Below are 1,353 nucleotides of genomic sequence, written 5' to 3'. Positions count from 1 at the left end.
AGGCAGCGACTTCCACCGCCCCAACGACTTCAGCGGCGGCATACTCGGCGCCTGCCCCGACTTACCCGAACAATGCCACCCGGTCTGGGAACACTTTAAGGCCGTCTGAATTTTTGACAGCAATTTTTCAGACGGCCCGCCAAGTATGAGACAGTTATAAACATATCACACTCTACATATTGAAACTGCCTGCCCGATACACCATAATAACCCCATAAATACCCCAAAAATAAAGGTTAACGCCATGTGCCAACTGCTCGGCATGAATTGCAACACTCCCACAGACATCATGTTCTCTTTTGAAGGCTTCCGCCGCCGTGGCGGCATTACCGACCACCACGCTGACGGCTTCGGTATCGGCTTTTTTGAAGGCAAAGGCGTACGCTTGTTTCACGACGACAAGCCCAGCGCCAACTCTCCCGTTGCCGACTTGGTGCGCGCCTATCAGATCAAGTCTGAAAACGTTATCGCCCATATCCGCAAGGCCTCGCAAGGCCAGACCTCGTTGGCGAACACTCATCCCTTCATGCGCGAGATGTGGGGCGAATATTGGCTGTTTGCACACAACGGCCATTTGATTGATTTTTTCCCCGAGCAGGGAGAGTACTACCACGCGGTCGGCACGACCGATTCCGAACGCGCGTTCTGCTTTATCCTCAACCGCCTGCGCAGCCGCTTTGCCACCAAACCCGAACCTGAAGTTTTGTTTGACGCCATTGCCGGCCTGACTCATGAAATCCGCCGCTTCGGTTTGTTCAACTTCGTCATGTCCAACGGCGACTGCCTGTTTGCCCACGCCAGTACCTTACTGCACTACATCGTGCGCAAAGCCCCGTTTGGCAAAGCGCGTTTGCTGGACGATGATGTGATGGTCGATTTTTCAGAAGTGACCACACCGAACGATAAAGTTTCCGTCATCGCCACCCTGCCCCTGACGCGAGATGAAACCTGGTCGCAATTGGCAGTCAATGAATTGGTGATGTTTCAAGACGGCGACATTGTCCTCAGCGACCGCCCCGACAATCCGGTTTACATGAGCGCGGAAGAAGGTTTGGAAATCGCCCGTGCCGTCGGCGTATCGGTTTGACGTTTGATTGGCTGAAAAACTCAAGGCCGTCTGAAAGGCTCAACTTCGCCAAAGTTGCCCTTTCAGACGGCCTTTTTATACATAAATTCTACGCAAAAGCCTTTACTATACGAAAATAACGCAATCCGCTACAATAATAGTTCACAAACAATAAATTCAATTGCTTAGCGACCTTGCCGAGCGTATGACAAGGAAACCCGATGAAGTGCCCGTTTTGCCAACACCCCAACACACAAGTAACCGACTCGCGATGGCTGGAAGACACC

Annotated in this window: 2 protein-coding genes and 1 pseudogene; all 3 read left to right on the top strand. The window is 52.2% G+C overall.

Annotation, left to right across the window (positions count from 1 at the left end):
- Positions 1–109, top strand: a pseudogene (locus ACTHS3_RS13325) (phosphatase); the annotation flags it as partial.
- A gap of 135 nt (positions 110–244) precedes the next feature.
- Positions 245–1,087 (top strand): class II glutamine amidotransferase, encoded by an 843-nt coding sequence (locus ACTHS3_RS13320; protein ID WP_039862509.1) that lies wholly within the window; start codon positions 245–247, stop codon positions 1,085–1,087.
- Between the two features lie 200 nt (positions 1,088–1,287).
- Positions 1,288–1,353, top strand: a 66-nt coding sequence (locus ACTHS3_RS13315; RefSeq protein WP_440368167.1) for an NrdR family transcriptional regulator, incomplete at its 3' end; no start/stop codon positions are given.

The organism is Neisseria sp. P0009.S007 (assembly GCF_051962515.1).
This window is presented reverse-complemented; position numbering and strand designations above follow the sequence as displayed.